We start from the raw sequence: 2,425 nt of genomic DNA, 5'->3' as shown, positions 1-2,425 counted from the left end.
GCGTTGGGTGGGCAGGATTGCCACCACGCGGCCTCCGGCGCCCATACCGGCGATGTCTCCGCCGAAATGCTGGTGGATGCCGGCGCGACCGCCATCATCGTCGGCCATTCAGAGCGCCGCGCCGATCATGCCGAGAGCGACGCGCTTGTCAGGCAGAAGGCCGAAGCCGCCTGGCGCGCCGGGGGGACCGCGATCGTCTGCATCGGCGAGACGCAGGCCCAGCGCGACGCCGGCCAGACGCGGGATATCCTGCGTGGCCAGCTCGATGGTTCGCTGCCCGATGGCTCGACCGCGGCCAATCTGGTCGTGGCCTATGAGCCGGTCTGGGCGATCGGCACCGGGCTGACACCTACGGCCGGGGATGTCGAGCAACTTCATGGCTTTATCCGGGAACTCCTGATCTCCCGGTTCAAAGCCGAGGGGGCCAGGATGCGCATTCTCTATGGCGGGTCGGTCAAGCCCTCGAACGCGGCGGAGCTGATGGCCGTGAAGCACGTCAACGGCGCGCTGGTCGGCGGCGCCAGCCTGAAGGCGGCCGACTTCCTTGCGATCGCCAAAGGCTGCCCCTAGCTAACCCAAAGCTTTGATCCCGACCCGATCGGGGGTGGCAATACCCCTTCCGATCGTGTAACACCGCGCAACTTCAGGAAAACCCGCGAAGCGCGATCGGCCGCCGTCAGGCGCCGCCCGCTTGTGACGGAAGGATATTATGCAGACCGTTGTCATCGTCATCCACCTCATGATCGTTACCGTCATGATCGGGGCCGTCCTGCTCCAGAAGTCGGAAGGCGGCGGCCTCGGCATGGGCGGAGGCGCGGGCTTCATGTCGAGCCGCGGCACTGCGAACCTTCTGACTCGGACTACCGCGATCCTGGCCGTCGGCTTCTTCCTCACCAGCCTGTTTCTCTCCTGGTACGCCGGATACGACCGCAAGCCGTCGTCGATCATCGGCCAGCCGTCGCAGACCCAGCCGTCCGGCGGATCGCCGATCGCCCCGCCGACTTCGGGCGGCATCCTGGATTCGCTGAAGAAAGTCGACGAGCAGCAGAACCAGGCGCCGGCGGGTCCGCAGGTGCCGCGCTCGCAATAAAGCAGGGGGGCCATGCAGGACGGCTGCTACCATCCTGCATCAACAATCCCCATCAAGGCACTGTCACCACTCTTCGTTTTGGCTCACCCACAGGCCCGCAAAATCTTTGGGGCGGAATACGAATCGCTTTGGCGAATCGTATTTAGGGGATTAGAGGTTAAGTCCCATGGCGCGGTATATATTCATCACCGGCGGCGTGGTTTCTTCGCTCGGCAAGGGTCTGGCTTCGGCGGCACTGGGTGCCCTGTTGCAGGCCCGGGGCTACAAGGTCCGCCTCCGCAAGCTCGACCCCTATCTCAACCTCGATCCCGGAACGATGTCGCCGTATCAGCACGGCGAAGTGTTCGTGACCGATGACGGAGCGGAGACCGATCTCGATCTCGGTCATTACGAGCGCTTCACCGGCCGTCCCGCGACCAAGGCCGACAACATCACCACGGGCCGCATCTACCAGGACATCATCTCCAAGGAGCGTCGCGGCGATTATCTCGGCGCGACCATCCAGGTGGTTCCGCACGTCACCAACGCCATCAAGGAATTCGTCCTCGACGGCAATGACGATTACGATTTCGTGCTGGTCGAGATCGGCGGCACCGTCGGCGACATCGAGGGCCTGCCGTTCTTCGAGGCGATCCGCCAGCTCAAGAACGAGCTGCCGCGCGACCACGCCGTCTACATCCACCTGACGCTGCTGCCCTACATTCCGAGCGCCGGCGAATTGAAGACCAAGCCGACGCAGCACTCGGTGAAGGAGCTGCGCTCGATCGGCATCCAGCCGGACATCCTGCTCTGCCGCACCGACCGCGAGATCCCGAAGGAGGAGCGGCGCAAGCTCGGGCTGTTCTGCAACGTGCGCGAAAGCGCCGTGATCGAGGCGCGCGACGTCGACAACATCTATGCGGTGCCGGAGGCCTATCACAATGCGGGCCTCGACGACGAGGTGCTCGCCGCGTTCGGCATCGGCTCGCGGATTCCGCCGGAGCTGCGCAGCTGGCAACAGATCAACGAGCGCATCCGCAACCCCGAGGGCCACGTCACCATCGCCATCGTCGGAAAATATACCGGCATGAAGGATGCGTATAAGTCGCTGATCGAGGCGCTCTCGCATGGCGGCATCGCCAACAAGGTGAAGGTCAATCTCGACTGGATCGAGAGCGAAATCTTCGAGAAAGAGGATCCGGCGCCGTTCCTCGAACACGTCAACGGCATCCTGGTGCCCGGCGGCTTCGGCCAGCGCGGGGCGGAGGGCAAGATCAAGGCGGCGCAATTCGCGCGCGAGCGCGACGTGCCGTATTTCGGCATCTGCTTCGGCATGCAGATGGCGGTGATCGAGGC

3 protein-coding genes are annotated in these 2,425 nt (G+C 64.2%); all 3 read left to right on the top strand.

Annotation, left to right across the window (positions count from 1 at the left end; translation table 11 throughout):
• The coding region (gene tpiA / locus JHD07_RS37875; protein WP_291631512.1) for a triose-phosphate isomerase at positions 1-570 on the top strand (570 nt) is incomplete at its 5' end.
• Between the two features lie 139 nt (positions 571-709).
• Positions 710-1,090: a preprotein translocase subunit SecG gene (gene secG / locus JHD07_RS37870; RefSeq protein ID WP_291631509.1), complete on the top strand. Its 381-nt coding sequence runs from the start codon at positions 710-712 to the stop codon at positions 1,088-1,090.
• A 166-nt stretch (positions 1,091-1,256) separates the two neighbouring features.
• The coding region (locus JHD07_RS37865; RefSeq protein WP_291631507.1) for a CTP synthase at positions 1,257-2,425 on the top strand (1,169 nt) is incomplete at its 3' end.

Origin of the sequence: Bradyrhizobium sp. (assembly GCF_016462955.1) — a bacterium.
Taxonomy (GTDB): domain Bacteria; phylum Pseudomonadota; class Alphaproteobacteria; order Rhizobiales; family Xanthobacteraceae; genus Bradyrhizobium.
This window is presented reverse-complemented; position numbering and strand designations above follow the sequence as displayed.

Coding starts and splice junctions, on each gene's coding strand:
- secG (WP_291631509.1), top strand. CDS start 710: ATGCAGACCGTTGTCATCGTCATCCACCTCATGATCGTTACCGTCATG.